Annotated in this window: 13 protein-coding genes; 4 read left to right on the top strand and 9 right to left on the bottom strand. The window is 64.4% G+C overall.

Annotation, left to right across the window (positions count from 1 at the left end; genetic code table 11):
* Window positions 1–477: 477 nt before the first annotated feature.
* A complete protein-coding gene (locus O0881_RS24090) occupies window positions 478–903 on the top strand; it encodes a VanZ family protein (RefSeq protein WP_289913373.1) in 426 nt (141 codons plus the stop codon).
* A gap of 21 nt (window positions 904–924) precedes the next feature.
* Here O0881_RS24090 and O0881_RS24085 read toward each other — a convergent pair whose 3' ends face one another.
* On the bottom strand, window positions 925–1,203 hold the full coding sequence (locus tag O0881_RS24085; RefSeq protein ID WP_143451371.1) for a hypothetical protein: 279 nt from the start codon (window positions 1,201–1,203) through the stop codon (window positions 925–927).
* A gap of 220 nt (window positions 1,204–1,423) precedes the next feature.
* Between O0881_RS24085 and O0881_RS24080 the strand changes: the two genes are divergently transcribed.
* Window positions 1,424–1,903, top strand: coding sequence for a hypothetical protein (locus O0881_RS24080; RefSeq protein WP_289913372.1), 480 nt, complete (start codon window positions 1,424–1,426; stop codon window positions 1,901–1,903).
* Between the two features lie 128 nt (window positions 1,904–2,031).
* Here O0881_RS24080 and O0881_RS24075 read toward each other — a convergent pair whose 3' ends face one another.
* Both O0881_RS24075 and O0881_RS24070 read right to left on the bottom strand, forming a co-directional pair.
* Window positions 2,032–3,159: a M24 family metallopeptidase gene (locus O0881_RS24075; RefSeq protein WP_099665235.1), complete on the bottom strand. Its 1,128-nt coding sequence runs from the start codon at window positions 3,157–3,159 to the stop codon at window positions 2,032–2,034.
* Between the two features lie 194 nt (window positions 3,160–3,353).
* Window positions 3,354–4,859 (bottom strand): dipeptidase, encoded by a 1,506-nt coding sequence (locus tag O0881_RS24070; RefSeq protein ID WP_289913371.1) that lies wholly within the window; start codon window positions 4,857–4,859, stop codon window positions 3,354–3,356.
* 214 nt (window positions 4,860–5,073) lie between these two features.
* On the opposite strand from O0881_RS24070, the gene O0881_RS24065 reads away from it, so the two are divergent.
* Together O0881_RS24065 and O0881_RS24060 are read left to right on the top strand one after the other, a co-directional pair.
* Complete coding sequence (locus O0881_RS24065; protein ID WP_289913370.1) at window positions 5,074–6,072, top strand: LLM class flavin-dependent oxidoreductase; 999 nt, start codon at window positions 5,074–5,076, stop codon at window positions 6,070–6,072.
* A 208-nt stretch (window positions 6,073–6,280) separates the two neighbouring features.
* Window positions 6,281–7,501: an MFS transporter gene (locus O0881_RS24060; protein ID WP_251349868.1), complete on the top strand. Its 1,221-nt coding sequence runs from the start codon at window positions 6,281–6,283 to the stop codon at window positions 7,499–7,501.
* Between the two features lie 46 nt (window positions 7,502–7,547).
* On the opposite strand, the gene O0881_RS24055 is transcribed toward O0881_RS24060, so the two are convergent.
* The 6 genes from O0881_RS24055 to O0881_RS24030 form a co-directional block, all read right to left on the bottom strand.
* Window positions 7,548–9,170, bottom strand: coding sequence for a M28 family peptidase (locus O0881_RS24055; protein ID WP_289913369.1), 1,623 nt, complete (start codon window positions 9,168–9,170; stop codon window positions 7,548–7,550).
* Between the two features lie 150 nt (window positions 9,171–9,320).
* Window positions 9,321–10,157, bottom strand: a complete 837-nt coding sequence (locus O0881_RS24050) for an HDOD domain-containing protein (RefSeq protein WP_077400451.1) — start codon at window positions 10,155–10,157, stop codon at window positions 9,321–9,323.
* 121 nt (window positions 10,158–10,278) lie between these two features.
* Window positions 10,279–11,355, bottom strand: a complete 1,077-nt coding sequence (locus O0881_RS24045; protein ID WP_099665240.1) for a BMP family ABC transporter substrate-binding protein — start codon at window positions 11,353–11,355, stop codon at window positions 10,279–10,281.
* A 21-nt stretch (window positions 11,356–11,376) separates the two neighbouring features.
* Window positions 11,377–12,306, bottom strand: a complete 930-nt coding sequence (locus tag O0881_RS24040; protein WP_289906291.1) for an ABC transporter permease — start codon at window positions 12,304–12,306, stop codon at window positions 11,377–11,379.
* Window positions 12,299–13,375, bottom strand: coding sequence for an ABC transporter permease (locus tag O0881_RS24035; protein WP_289913368.1), 1,077 nt, complete (start codon window positions 13,373–13,375; stop codon window positions 12,299–12,301). The genes O0881_RS24040 and O0881_RS24035 overlap by 8 nt, the downstream gene beginning before the upstream one ends.
* A complete protein-coding gene (locus tag O0881_RS24030; RefSeq protein WP_289913366.1) occupies window positions 13,368–14,882 on the bottom strand; it encodes an ABC transporter ATP-binding protein in 1,515 nt (504 codons plus the stop codon). The genes O0881_RS24035 and O0881_RS24030 overlap by 8 nt, the downstream gene beginning before the upstream one ends.
* Between the last annotated feature and the right edge of the window lie 90 nt (window positions 14,883–14,972).

The raw sequence follows: 14,972 nt of genomic DNA, 5'->3' as shown, positions 1-14,972 counted from the left end.
ACGCAGCATAATGCACCTGTCTCCACTATTCTCCTCCAAGAAAATAGTTTTAAGCCCGCTTTCACCAGCGGGCTTTTTTTTCGCTATCAGTCTTGAAACATGGCTATTCTTGCCATGCTCCACACTCTTTCCGACAATTTGCGCTGCCGCAAAAAAATGTTGCGGCGTGTCATCAGGCCGTCATCTTCGCCCCCTATACTTGCTTCATCTGCTGTACAGGCAACCGATATGCCTGACTACAGACAGGTGTGCCGCGATGGCACACCACTCCCCTTTCATGACCGTGGCGGGCGCCCGCAAGGCGCGCGACATGGTAAGTACCGAGCAACTCTCAACTCTTGACCCATTTCATTTGGGTTTTTGGCCCGCGCCCCCGCGGGCCTTTTTTTTGCCTGTCCAGCAAGCTCTTGCGCAAAAACACGGTGGCCCGCCCTGCCCATGATATTGTGGCGTCCTTTCCACCTGTCCTGACGCCTCATGCCCGTACCCTTGCCCGAACTGTGTTTTGCCGACCGCTACGAACGCCTGCGCTACCGCACCGCGCTGGTGCTATATGTGCTGGTGATCCTGATCGGCGACATTCCCGGGGTGCGCGCGGACGTGGGCCAGTATGCGTCGGGCGGCGTGCTGCATTCCTTCGGTTATGGCGTGCTGGCCCTGATCCTGTTCAGCGGCACGGGCGGCGGCATGGCGCGCCGGGCGCTGCTGTCGGTGCTGATGGTGGCGGCCATGGGGGCGCTGGACGAATTCATCCAGAGTTTCCTGCCCTACCGCCATGGCGCCGTCAGCGACTGGGTGGTCGATGTCACGGCCGCCGCGGCGGTTTGCCTGCCGCTGTATTTCCTGTGGCCGAAAATGGTCGCCGCTGCCCTTGGCAAGGACGCGCCGCTGCCCGAAGCCTGAACGGGAGATGGCTCGCGCCCGTCAGGCGCGGTCCGCTTCGCTATCCTGCAATGCCAGCCGCAACTGTCCCTGGCCCCGCTTGCCCAGGCGCCGCATCAGGGCGCGCGTCTCGCGCCGGCTGCCGGCCCCCATGGCGCGTGCCGTATCGCGCTGCATCTCCAGCAACTGTTCCGAACGCGCCAGCCGCACCAGGCCATGCAAGGCCTGGGCCAGCACATGGCGCGCACGGACATCGTGCGCAGTGCCGCCGATGGCCAGCACCAATTCATCGATCAGTTTTGCTGTAGGGCCAGATGACATTTTTTCTCCCGATTGAACAGTGAGGAAACGTGCAGCCGCACGAAGTGGTAATTGCCAGCATCGTTTATACCAAGCACGGCAATTAGACACTTGATCTAGCTCAATCGACAATGACGGCCGCCGAACATCCCTGTTCCGCCATGCTCTTACATGCAGCAATCGCCGCCATCCGCATCACCGCGGGTGCCGATCCTGAGTGTGCGACCATGAGGAGACCAAGATGAGATCAAAAACCACCCTGCTGCTGACCGGCCTGACATGCGCCTTGCTGGCAGCCTGCCATTCCACGGACAAAACCAGTCTGGCGCGCAGCAATAGCGGCGAAACCTATGCCGCGCCGGCCAGCACGACGCCGCAAAGCAGCACGGCCAGCAGCACGGCCGCCGATACCAGCAACGCCCAGAGCAGCATCAGCAGCGACATGCGCAACGACGCGAACCAGTCCACCATGAACATCAGCTCGGCCACGGTGCAGTCGATAGAAACCGTGCCGCGCAGCATGGAGCAAGGCAGTGGCGACATGCAGGCGGGTACGTCGGGCACGGCCGGCAGCACTTCGGGGGCGGCGGGCAACATGCTGTACCGCGTCACCTTGCGCCTGGACGACGGCACGACGCGCACCTTTGTGCAAAACACCCAGCCCGCCTTCCAGATCGGCGACAAGGTCAGCGTGCAAAAAGGCGTGATGCAGCGCTATTGATCGGTATATTGATCGATATCAACGCTGGCCGGCGCTGGCCGATTTTCTTCACGCCTGGCCGCATTTGGCACGCATTTGGCACGCACTTGATACGCATTTGGCACGCAGTTGCCACGCAGTTATCATTTTCAAGCCAAGGCCAGGGTCAGCGGCCGGCTGCGCCCCTGCACCAGGGCCGAGGGCCAGGCCGGGTCATGCGTCAGGTTGTGCAATTGGCTGCCGTCGAGCAAAAACGTGTCTTCCACCGTACTGCCGGGCAGGCTGGGGTGGAAGGCCAGCGCCATGCCCCGCTTGAGGATGATTTCCGTGTGCGCGCCGGCCGCCACTTCGGGCGCCAGGTAGCCGTGGATGCCGCCCTGCCGGCTGGTGCGCACCGTGTCGGGCTGGCCTGCATACGCGTAGGCGCTGTCGAGCGCGTGATACACCATGCTCAGCGCATGACCCGTTTCGCAAGCGTCGAGCGCCACCGCTTCCAGCGCCAGCATGGCCGCATCGGCATCGTCCATGACGACCGCCGCGCCATCGGCACGATGCTGCGCCGGGCCGAAGCGCCGTTGACGGCTGAGGCTAGCGCACAGGCCGAAACGCCGCGCGCACAAGGCCAGCACGGCTTGCGGGCCCAGCTCCACCTGGGCTGGCGGTGCGCGCCGGTAACGCTGTTGACGCTCCGCCCCGCTGACCAGCACGTGCACGGCCTGCAAGCCCCGCAGCCACAACGCCCGCGCGCAGGCGGCAGCCAGTTCCAGCTCGCTCCAGTCGGGGCGGGCCTGGCGCAACGCATCCGCGGCCGCGCGGGCAGCCAGCTGCCCCACCTGCCGGTAGCGCAGCTGTTCCGATTCCAGCAGCACCAGGCGCTCTTCGCGCAAGGCCACGGGCAGGCTGCGTTCGTGCAAACCCGGCCGGTCGGACAGGACCGGCGCGCCACCGGCCGCATGCTGCACGAAATGCTCGCGCAATTCATACAGCTGCGGCTGCATCCAGGGCGACACTTGCCACGTCCATGGCCCGCGCACCTCTTCCTCGCGCATGCGCATGGCTTCGGCTTCGTCCGTCAAGATATAGGCGGCGTCGCGCGTCACCAGCACTTCCGCGCAGCCGCACTCGGCGGTATGGTAGTGGCTGTTCGACGCGCCCGCCGTGGCCCACGCAAACCAGTCCCCGCCGCGCAGGCGCACGGCGCCGGCACGCTGGTCTTCCAGCCAGCCCCGCATCTGCGCCAGCTTGTGCGCCACTTCCAGTTCCAGCGGCCAGTTCATGACCGCCCCTCGTGCGGGCGCCGGCGCGGCGCCACGCCACCTGCCCTGCCTGGCGCCAGCCGGGTCTCCTGTTGTGCATGCATAGCTGCTCCCTTCCTACATGGAAACGTAAGACCGGCGCCCCCATCAAAAGTTCAGTGCCCGGATGCGTCTCAGGCTTGCAGTCTATGACTTCCCTCTGTTTTTGCAAGCCGCTATTTCGCCAGCTCGATCAGGACAGCCGTGTACATCTGCAGATTCAGCAGCAGCTGTTTTTCCGTGATGAACTCGTGTTCGGAATGCCCCGTGTACACGGTGTGCGGCATGGCCGGGCCGAAGCTGACGGCGTTCGGGAACAGGCGCGAATTGGTGCCGCCGCCGATGGCGACCGGTTGCGGATGCGCGATGCCCGTGTAGTGCCCGAACACGGACAGCAGGGTGGGAATCTGCGGCGCGTCCGTCTGCAGCCACGGTTCGCCGATCTGCACCTGCAGGGTAGCGGGCACCTGGCGCCGCGCCTTCCAGCCATCGAAGGCGGCCGTCACCTGCTGCTGCAGCACGGCCGCCGTCTTGCCTTGCGGACGGCGCAGGTTGATGTTCAGTTCCAGCGCGCCGCCATCTTGCTTGAGCACGGTGGGCGCTACCGTCATCGGCCCCATGAAGCCGTCGCGGTAAGCGATCTGGCCGAAGCGCTCGCCGTAGATGCCGGTGCCCACCAGTTCATTCAGGAACGACAGCATGTCGGCCGCCTGCGTGCCCTGCCAGGGCTGCACGGCCAGCGCGTCGGCCAGCATGCTGATGGCGTTGACGCCGTCTTCCGGCTTCGACGAGTGGGCCGACACGCCCAGCGCCGTTACCGTCAAGGTATCGCCAGTGCGCGCGTAGCTGTAGCGCACGCCCTGCTGGCCCTGCGCGCGGGCGCGGATGGCCGCTTCCAGCGCTGCTGGCGCGTGGTCGATCACGGCTTGTGCGTCTTCCGGGATCTGGCTGCCGAAAAAGCCGCCCGCCAGCTTCGCCAGCACGGGTCCGCCCTTGGCCGGCAAGGCCGTGCGCGGCGGCAGGGTCAGCTTGATGGAACCGTAGCCCTTCTCGGCCGTCACCACCGGGTATTCCGCATCGATGGTGATGTTGACCTGCGGCGGCGTATGCGTTTTCAGGAACTGTTTCAGCGGTTCCCAGTCCGATTCCTCGGCCATGTACACGTACAGCTCGATGCGCTTGCTCAGCGGCACCTGCTTGTCCTGGATGGCTTTCATCGCGTACAGGGCCGTGGCGATGGGCCCCTTGTCGTCTTCCGTGCCCCGTCCCAGCAGCTTGCCCGGTTCGCTGCTGCGGTCCAGCTCGAACGGCGAACGGGCCCATTTCGCGGGGTTCACAGGCTGCACGTCGCCATGCGTGATCACGCCCACCCGTTCGCTGCCACTGCCCATACCGATGATGAGCACGTGGCCGTGATCCTGGAAATCGAATCCCAGGCGCTGCGCCTCGGCCGCCAGGTAGCGCTTGAAGCCCGTGTGCTGTGGATTGTCGGCAAAGGGCACGGCCGGGTCGGCCACCGTGTTGTAGCTGATCATCTTCGCCAGGCTGGCGATCAGCGGTTCCGGATAGGTGGCCAGCGCGTAGCGGGCCGTGTCCTGCGCCTGCTGGCTGACGGGCGCGGCGTGAACGGAGGGCTGCAGCAGCAGGCTCATCAAAGTCAGCAGGATGGGTTTCTTGAACATGGCGGGACGCATAAAGTGGGGAGGCCAACTCTAGCATCGCCCGCGCCGATTTCCAATCGATACGAGTTTTTTACCGATCAGTACGCAAATTCCCGATTCGCATTATCATGTGCACAGCCTGTCATCCCTGCCGCTTCCAAGGCCGACCCTACTGGGGTCAGGGGATAGACAAATCGTCCATTGTGATTTTCCACCACGTCCCGATATCGCTACCATGATTCCATTTTCCATACTCGACCTGGCCCCCATCGCCGAAGGCAGCGACGCCAGCCAGTCGTTCAAGAACACGCTCGACCTGGCGCAGCACGGCGAACGCTGGGGCTACAACCGCTACTGGCTGGCCGAACACCACGGCATGCCCGGCATCGCCAGCGCCGCCACGGCCGTCGTGATCGCCCATGTGGCGGCCGGCACGACCAGCATCCGCGTGGGTGCGGGCGGCGTGATGCTGCCGAACCACTCGCCGCTGGTCATCGCGGAACAGTTCGGCACCCTGGAAGCGCTGCATCCAGGCCGCATCGACCTGGGCCTGGGCCGCGCGCCCGGCTCCGACCAGACGACGGCGCGCGCCCTGCGCCGCGACCTGCAATCCGATGCGGAACAGTTTCCGCAAGACGTGCTGGAATTGATCGACTACATGTCCGACGAGCCGCGCCAGCGCGTGCTGGCCGTACCCGGCAAGGGCGCGAAAGTGCCCGTGTGGATACTCGGGTCCAGCCTGTTCGGCGCCCAGCTGGCCGCCCACCTTGGCTTGCCGTACGCATTCGCCTCGCACTTCGCGCCGCAGATGATGATGCAAGCCGTGGCGTATTACCGCGAACACTTCAAGCCGTCAAAACAATTGGCGAAACCATACGTGATGCTGGGCTTTAACGTGTTTGCCGCCGACACGGATGAGCAAGCGCACCTGCGCGCCACGTCGATGCAGCAAGCGTTCGTCAACCTGCGCACGGGCCGCCCGTCGCGCCTGCAGCCGCCCGTGCCCGGTTATCTGGAGCAATTGGGTCCGCAGGAACGCGCCATGCTCGATTCCGTCCTGTCGTGCACGGCCATCGGCGCGCCGGACACCGTCAAGGCGAAGATGGCCGCCTTCATCGCCGAAACGGGCGCCGACGAGCTGATGATCACTTCGCAGATCTTCGACCACCAGCACCGGCTGCGCTCGTATGAAATCACGGCGCAGGTGCATGCGGAGCTGGCGAGCGCTCGTTAAGTTTTAACTCTCCCCCGGTATATCCCCCTATACCCTTTTCCCGGCCGTCGGCAACGATCGCCGGGATTTTTTTGCCTGGCGTGTTTAGCTGCCGTTTTGCCTGCCGTCTTGTCTACCCACTGCCGCAAAATCGGCCCTGCCCGGCAGGAAATGTGCAGCCCCGCTATCATGCTCATCCAAAAGCATTATTCCAAGAAAGCTGTACCGCATGAAATCTGCAAGCTCTTCCGTCGATGCCAGCACCCTGCTGAGCTCCACCCGCATCCTGTTATTCGCCCTGTCCGCCGGCGTGCTCGTCGCCAGCCTGTATTACGTGCAGCCGCTCACGTCCATGCTGGCCGCCTCGTTTGGCGTCAGCGTGCCGCAAGCCGGTTACCTGGTCACGGCCACGCAGATCGGCTACGTGCTGGGCATCGTATTCCTCGTGCCCCTCAGCGACGTGCTGAACCGCCGTCAGTTGCTGACGTGGATGCTGATCGCCAAGATCGGCGCCCTGCTGTTGGCCGCTACCAGCCAGAATATTATCGTCTTTGCCATCGCCAGCGTCTTGATGGGGATCACGTCCAGCGCATTGATGGTGGTCACGGCCATGGTGGCGTCGTATGCGCCGGATCACAGCCGGGGCCGCATGGTGGGCACCGTCATGACGGGCTTGTTGCTGGGCATCTTGCTGGCGCGTACCGTGTCCGGCACGGTGTCGCAGATCAGCGGCGGCTGGCGCACCGTCTACGTGCTGGCCGCCATCGTCGTGGCCGCCCTGCTCGTCATGCTGCGCCGCATCCTGCCGAACGAGGCGCCACGCGGCAAGCTGCAATACGGAAAATTGATGGCCTCGCTGGCCGACATCATCCGCCAGGAACCGCTGCTGCGCCAGCGCGCCCTGTTCTCGGGTCTGGGCCTGGGCACCTTCAGCGTGTTCTGGACAGGGCTGACCTTCTTGCTCAGCGGCGCGCCGTATCACTACTCGGAAATGCAGATCGGCCTGTTCGGCCTGGCCGGCGCCACGGGCGCCTTTGCGGCCAACACGGCAGGCCGCATGGCCGACCGCGGCTATGCGCGCCAGGCCACCTGGCTGCTGGCCGTCGCCTCGATCGCAGGCTGGGCCTTGATCGGCTTTGGCGCCCATTCGCTGGTGCTGTTGTTGATCGGCATCGTCCTGCTGGACATGGGCGTGATGGGCCTGCAGGTAACGCACCAGTCCATCATCTATAAACTGGCGCCGCATGCGCGGGCAAGGGTCACCACCGTCTTCATCGCGGGCGGCTTCATCGGCGCCTCGGCCGGTTCGGCCCTGGCCAGCGCCAGCTTTGCCGCCGGCGGCTGGCCCGCCCTGTGCATGGTGGGCGGCGCCATGCCGCTGCTGATGCTGCTGGTGTGGAGCAAGTATCGCCACACGCAGCGCAGGCTGGAACGGGCAAGCGCCACCTGAACCAGCGCGAAAAAAAACCGCTCGGCCGAGCGGTTTTTTTACGTCCCTATTTCGCCGGCGCGCGCGCCTTGCCGAACGCATCGCCCGCCTTCCAGGCCGGCATCTTCGCGCCATTTGCCACGGCTTGCCCCAGGTTCAGCGTAAATTGCGCCTGCTGCGTCATGCCGGACAAATCCCAGCTGGCGTCGTACTCATCGGTGACCTGATGGTAGCGGGGACCGTAGGCGGCCGCCTTGACTTTCGATGCCTCGACATCCTTGATGTACTCGCGTCCGCCATTGATGGAAAACGCGGGCACGCCCGCCTTGGCAAAACTGAAATGGTCGCTGCGGAAATAACCGCCCGCCAGGTCGGGACGGGCTGCCGCGATATGCATGCCCATGGCTTTCGCCACCGTGGCGGCGATCGCGCCCAATTCCGTGCGCTCGCTGCCCTGCGCGCCGATGTCGCGCGTGGCGCCCACGAAATTCAAGCTGTCCAGGTTCAGCGCGGCCGCCGTCTTGTCCAAAGGCCACAGCGGGTCGGCCGCGTAGGCGGCGCTGCCCAGCAGCCCCTGTTCTTCGGCCGCCACCCACAGGAAAATCTGCGTGCGCTTCGCGGGTTGCTTGACGGCTTCCTGCGCCATGGCCAGCAAGCCGGCCGTGCCCGACGCATTGTCGACGGCGCCGTTGTAGATGGTGTCGCCCGCTTTTTCGTCATCCTTGCCCTGCTTGCCCAGGTGGTCCCAGTGGCCGCTGTAGATGACGGCTTCATCCTTCAGTTTCGGGTCCGTGCCCGGCACCATGCCGGCGATATTGAATTGCTCCACCTTGCGCACGGCCGATTTCATTTCGCCCGACAGTTTGGCGTTCAGCGCGACGGCCTTGAAGTCCTTGTTTTCCGCCTGCGCGCGCAAGGCGTCCAGGTCCTGCCCGCCAGCCGCAAACAGACGGCGCGCCGCGTCTTCCGCGATCCAGCCCTGCAGCGGCGTGCCGGCAGTGCGGTCCGCCAATTGGAAGCGCTCGCTGCCGCTCCAGCTGTTCTGCACCACGCTCCAGTCATACGAGGCGGACGGTTTCGTGTGGATCAGCAACACGCCCGCGGCGCCCTGGCGCCTGGCTTCCTCGAATTTGTACGTCCAGCGGCCGTAATAGGTCAGCGCCTTGCCGGCGAAACGGTTCGGATCAAGCGCGGTCGGTTGCGGGTCGTTGACCATCATGACGACGATCTTGTTTTTGACATCGACACCCTTGAAATCGTTCCAGCCTTCTTCCGGCGCCGTGATGCCGTAGCCGACGAACACGAGCGGCGCATCGAAGGTATGCGCGGCAACGGAGTCGCCCGTGGCCCACACCCAGTCCGGGCCGAACGCCAGCGGCACGGCCTTGCCGCCCGCCACGGCTTGCAGGCTGCTCTCTTGCGGCAGGGATTTCACGCCGGCAATTTGCACGCTCTGGCGGTAGCTGTTGCCGCGCACGGGTTTCAACCCGGCCATCTGCGCCTGGGTTTCCAGGTAAGCCACCGTCAGGTCGGCGCCGCGCTGGCCCGTGCCCCGGCCTTCCAGCAAATCGTTGGACAGGAAGGCCAGGTGGGCGCGCAGGGGCGCTTCCTGCACGATGGGCAAACCACTGGCGGCTTGGGCGGAAAACGCCAGCGCAGTCAGGGCGAGGGAAGAAAACAGCTTCTGCATAATATCCTTTGGGTAAGAGGAGGAAAGCGGTCCGGCGGATGGCCGAGCCGGCGATTGTATGCCATGGGGAAAGATGGATCAAAATGCGGACGAAAAAAATCCCCGCGGCAAGGGCGGGGATGGGCGATGGAAGCTGCGTCAGACCAGCAATTACACGAGCAAGGCCGCCGCCAGCGATTCGATTTCCTCGGCCGATTCGTCGAGGATGGTGTGCAAGGTGCTGCCGCCGATGCCGAAATCGATCTTCGCGGCCGCCTGGCGCCGCGCGGCGCTTTCCGGCGGATGCAGGGGCGAGCCGACAGGCGACAGATCGTTGGCCAGCACCAGGGTCGCGCCCAGGGTGCGGGGCGGGAACGGGCTGCCGCCATGCCACATGCCTTCCACGGCCTGCAAGACCATGTCCGGCACTTGCAGCTGGCGCAGCACGCCGCGGCCGATCAGCTTTTCGCCGTATTCGATCCAGTCTTCCGTATTGTCGTCCAGCAAACCAGGATATTCCTCGGCGCGCGACAGCAGATAAAAGCCGCCCACTTCGTGCACGATGGCGGCGAACATGGCCGTTTCCACATCGACATGCGTGACTTTCCGCGCGATCACCTGGCTCAGCGCGGCCACGTGGGCCGTGTGTTCCCACAGCTTGGCCGCCTTGGCGCGCAATTGCGGGTCCGTGATCTGGCTGCCCAGCTGGCGCACGATGACGGACGCCACCATCGATTTCAAGGTGGCAAAGCCCAGGCGCGAGACAGCCGCGCGCACGTTGGCGATTTCATTGCCGGAACGGTTGTAGGCGGCCGAGTTGGCCAAGGCCACGACCCTGGCCGACAACAACGGCTCGGCCATGACCATGCGGGCGGCCGCTTCGATATGGCAATCGGGGTCGTCCAGCGCTTCCTGCAGCTTCAAGGTGGCCTTGACGTTGGCGGGGAACGTCAGCTCGCCCTTGCTCGCTTGCAGCGCGATAATCTTGAATACTTCCAGTCTATCCATGGGTCAATCTCCGGTACGGGCTTGTTCAAGCTCTGCTCTGTGGGTGGGCCGGGAACGCGCATGTATCCCCGGCCCTGCTCCCGTTTCCGGCAATATTACAGCAAGTTTATACTCAAACCTATTACTTTCCGGAAACTTTCCCTGCCACGCCTTCGACAAAATAATCCATCTTCGTCAGCGCTGCATCGTCCAGCACGCCTTTGTCCAGGCGCACTTTGCCATCGTTATCCTTGATCGGCGCGCTGAAAGGATTGAGCTTGCCAGCTACCAAGTCTTTCTCGCGCGCCAATACAAACTGTTTCACGTCGGCGGGCACGGCGGCGTTGATGCCTTCCAGCTTGACCATGCCATCCTTGATGCCGCCCCAGGTGCTGCTGGACTTCCACGTGCCGTCCAGCACGGCTTGCGCCTGCTTCGTATAGTAGTCGCCCCAATGGTGGGTGACGGCGGCCAGTTGCGCCTTCGGACCGTACTTTTTCATGTCCGAGTGGTAGGCGATCGCATACTTGCCCTTCTCTTCCGCCGCCTGCACCACGGCGGTCGAGTCCGTGTGGTGGGTGACCACGTCGGCGCCCTGGCCGATCAGCGTGATGGCCGCGTCGCGCTCCTTGCCCGGGTCGAACCAGCTATTCACCCACACCACTTTCACTTCCGCCTTGGGGTCGACGCTGCGCATGCCGCGCGTGAAAGCGTTCACTCCCTGCAACACTTCGGGGATCGGGAACGCCGCCACATAACCAGCCACATGGGTCTTGCTCATCTTGCCCGCCAACACGCCTGCCAGGTAGCGGCCTTCATAAAAACGCGCATTCGTGTTGGCCACGTTGACGGCGGTCTTGTAGCCAGTCAGGTGGATGAACTTCACATTAGGAAATTGCTTCGCCACTTTCAAGGTGGGATTCATGTAGCCGAACGAAGTCGTGATGACGAGCTTGCTGCCCGTTTGCGCCAGGTCGCGGATCACCCGTTCCGCATCGGCGCTCTCCGGCACGTTTTCCACATACTTGGTGGTGATCTTGCTGCCCAGCGCCTTTTCCATTTCCTTGCGGGCCAGGTCATGCTGGGTGGTCCAGCCCGCGTCGCCGATGGGGCTGATATACACGAAGCCGACATTCAGCGGCGCCGTCGCGGGAGCGGCGGCCATGACGGGCATCAAAACAGCACTGCAAACGGCGGCGCATACTAGTTTCTTGGACATGGTTTTCCTTGTGGTGAGTGATTAATTTCCGGGATTGAAATTTTTCCCCAACGAAGCGGGCATGTTGAGCTTGATGTAATTGGCATTGCTGGAAATGAGCACGAGCACGACGATGGCCGCCAGGTAGGGCAGCATCGACAGCAGTTGCGACGCGATGGGCACGCCCAGCGCCTGCGCGTGGAAGGTCAATATCGTGATGCCGCCGAACAGGTAGGCACCGCCCACCACGCGCGCCGGTCGCCAGGTGGCAAAGGTGGTCAGCGCCAGCGCGATCCAGCCCCGCCCCGCCACCATGCCCTCGACCCACAGGGGCGTGTAGACGAGCGACAAAAAAGCACCGGCCAGGCCGCAGCAGGCGCCGCCGAACAGCACGGCCGCCAGGCGGATGCGCCGCACGGGGTAGCCGAGCGCATGCGCGGAAGCGGGCGACTCGCCCACGGCGCGCAGCACGAGGCCCGCCCGCGTGCGGTACAGGAACCAGGCGATGGCCACGCACAACAGCAAGGACAGATACACCATGGCATGCTGGCGGAACAGGGCCGGTCCCAGCACGGGAATGTCTTCCAGGTAAGGGATGCCGAAGCGACCGTTCTGCAAGCTGTTGCCCACATATTTCAAGCCGATGTACGTGGACGCGCCCGCGCCGAACAAAGATAAAGCCAGGCCCGTCGCATACTGGTTCGTGCCCAGCCATACGGTCAGCCAGGCAAAGAAGCCCGACAGCACCATGCTGGCGCCTGCCCCGGCCAGAAAGCCCAGGGTGGGACTGCCTGTATTGACGGCCACGGCAAAGCCCGTGATGGCCGAGACCAGCATCATGCCTTCCGCGCCCAGGTTCACCACGCCCGCCTTTTCATTCACCAATAAACCGAGGGCGGCCAGCATCAGCGGCGTGCCCGCATTGATGCTGGCGGCGATCAGGGGCGCGATGGTGAAAGCCAGGTTATCCATGTTTCCTCCAGCGCAATTTGTATTGGATCAGCACGTCGCAAGCGAGCAAGGCGAACAGCAAGATGCCCTGGAACACGCCCGTGATCGCGCTGGGCAAGCCCAGGCGCGATTGCGCCAGTTCGCCGCCGATATAGAACAGGGCCATGACGAAGCTGGAAAAAATCACGCCCACGGGATGCAAGCGCCCGACGAAGGCGACGATGATGGCGGCAAAGCCGTAGCCGGGCGACACCGTGGGCGTCAGCTGCCCCATCGGTCCCAGCACTTCGCAGGCGCCCGCCAGGCCGGACAGGGCGCCGCAGATCAGCAAGGACGACCACAAGGTCTTGCGCGAGGAAAAGCCCGCATAGCGGGCGGCGGCAGGCGCCATGCCGCCCACGCGCAGGCGGAAGCCGGCAATGCTTCTGGATAAGTACAGCCAGCCGCCCAGCGAGGCCAGCAAGGCAAACACGATGCCCACGTGCAAGCGCGTGTCGCTGATCACCATCGGCAACAGCAAGCCGTCGGACAGCAGTTTCGACTGGGGAAAATTAAACCCTTCCGGGTCGCGCAGCACGCCATACACGAGATAACTGAGCAGCAATTGGGCGATGTAGACCAGCATCAGCGAGACGAGGATTTCGCTGGCGTTGTAGCGGTCGCGCAGCCAGGCCACCAGGCCCGCCCACACCATGCCGCCCGCCATGCCGGCCAACAAGGACACGCCGATGATGGCGGTACTGCCCACGCCGTCGTCGAGGTACAGGGCGGCCGCGCCGCCGCAGATGGCGCCCAGGGTCAGCTGCCCTTCCGCGCCGATGTTATAGATGTTGGCGCGCAAGCAGATGGCCAGGCCCACGGCGATCAAGAGCAGGGGCGCCACCTTGATGCCCAGCTCGGACCAGCCGTGCGCGTCGCGCAAGGGTTCCACGAAGAAGACGGCAAGACCGGCCAGCGGATCGTGTCCCAGCGCAAGAAACAACAGCGCGCCGCACAGCACCGTGAGCAGCACGGCCAGCACGGGCGACAGCCACGACATCAACCGCGACGGTGTGGGACGGGCTTCCAGCCGCAAGGCGAACTTAGCCATGGATGGCCTCCTGCGGCCACAGCCCGCTCATCCATTGTCCCACCTGCGCCACGCTGGCTTCGCCCACGTCGACGGACGGTGAAATTTTCCCCTTCGCCATCACCAGCAGGCGGTCGCTGATGTCGAACAATTCATCGAGCTCCTCCGACACGACCAGCAGCGCGCAACCCGCGTCGCGCAAGGCCAGCAATTCGGCGCGGATTTGCGCGGCAGCGCCCACGTCCACGCCCCAGGTCGGCTGCGCCACCACCAGCACGGTGGGTTCGCGCATGACTTCGCGTCCGACTATATATTTCTGCAAGTTGCCGCCCGACAGGCTGCGCGCCAGCGCCTGCGGCCCGCCCGCCTTCACCTGGAAGCGGGCGATGATGGCGGCCGCCCGCTGCGCGATCGCGTCACGGCGCAGGAAGCCGTGGCGGATGGTGGCGGGCGTCTGCAAACTCAGCAGCACATTGTCGGCCAGCCCCATGTCGGGCACGGCGCCCCGTCCCAGCCTTTCCTCCGGCACGAAGCCGAAACCCAGGGCGCGCCGGCGTCCCGGCGGCAAGCGGCCCGCCGGCGTGCCGTTCAGCACGATGCTGCCGGCGGCCGCGCGCATGTCCTCGCCAGACAAGGCCGCCAGCAATTCCTGCTGGCCATTGCCGGACACGCCCGCGATGCCGACGATCTCGCCTGCGCGCACGTCGAAATTGATATCCGTCAATTGCGTGGCGAACGGATGGCTCTTCGGCAGATCCAGATGCCGCACGCTCAGCATGGCAGCGCCCGGCGTGCGCGCCACGCGCGTGACGGCGGGCGGCTCGGCGCCGATCATCATGCGCGACAGGCTGGCCGCCGACTCTTGCGACGGGTCGCACACGCCCGCGTTCTTGCCGGCGCGCACCACCGTGCAGGTATGGCACAGGGCGCGGATCTCGTCGAGCTTGTGGCTGATATACAGGATGCTGCAGCCTTCCGCCGCCAGTTGGCGCAAGGTGGTAAACAGTTTTTCCACGGCGCCCGGCGTCAGCACGGACGTCGGTTCATCGAGGATCAGCAGTTGCGGCTTGGCCAGCAAGGCGCGCACGATTTCCACGCGCTGGCATTCGCCGACGGAAAGCGTGTGCACGTGGCGCTGCGGTTCCAGGTCCAGGCCGTACTGGCGCGCCGTCGCTTCGATGCGCTGCGCCAGCTCCGCCATGTTGGTACCGGCCGGCAAGCCGAGGGCGATGTTTTCCGCCACCGTCAAAGTGTCGAACAGGGAAAAGTGCTGGAACACCATGGCGATGCCGAGCGCGCGCGCGGCCGACGGGTTGGCAATTTCCACTTCACGGCCATTCCACAGGATGCGGCCGCCATCCGGTTGCACGGCGCCGTAGATGATTTTCATCAAGGTCGATTTGCCGGCGCCGTTTTCGCCGAGCACGGCGTGGATCTGTCCGGGCGCGACGGTGAGGCAGATGCCGTCATTGGCCACCACGGCCGGATAGCGCTTGCTGATATCGAGTAATTCCAGGCGTGCCGTCATTGTTTTTTTCGTGCCTCGCTGCAAGGTCGCCGGCATCGTCGCCGGTGGAGAAATTCAAGCTGTTGTCTCTATCGTATCGGCATCCGCGAC

Source organism: Janthinobacterium sp. SUN100, from assembly GCF_030397705.1.
Taxonomy (GTDB): domain Bacteria; phylum Pseudomonadota; class Gammaproteobacteria; order Burkholderiales; family Burkholderiaceae_D; genus Janthinobacterium; species Janthinobacterium kumbetense.
Note: the sequence above shows the minus strand (reverse complement) of the source record. Positions and strands in the feature narration are given on the sequence as shown.